Annotated in this window: 1 protein-coding gene; it reads right to left on the bottom strand. The window is 43.6% G+C overall.

What is annotated here, in order from left to right; genetic code table 11:
- A partial coding sequence (locus tag CWB72_RS16520; RefSeq protein ID WP_252371578.1) for a transposase occupies positions 1-225 on the bottom strand: 225 nt, incomplete at both ends.

Below are 225 nucleotides of genomic sequence, written 5' to 3'. Positions count from 1 at the left end.
ACCACCTTCGTCATTCATGATAAGGTGGAGTTTAAAGCCATAAAACCGACCCATTGTTCCTTTTCCTCGCTTGGCTTCGTCTGCGAAAACTTGGTGACGAGGAATACGCATGTTTTGACAAACTTTGAGTGAAGTAGAATCAATAAACGCTATACCTGTAGGCTTATCAAAGCGCTGCTTTAAATAGCTACACAGAGCGGGGAGCGTAGCCTGTAACAACTTCAA

This window comes from Pseudoalteromonas phenolica, assembly GCF_005886345.1.
In the GTDB taxonomy this organism is placed as follows: domain Bacteria; phylum Pseudomonadota; class Gammaproteobacteria; order Enterobacterales; family Alteromonadaceae; genus Pseudoalteromonas; species Pseudoalteromonas phenolica_A.
Note: the sequence above shows the minus strand (reverse complement) of the source record. Positions and strands in the feature narration are given on the sequence as shown.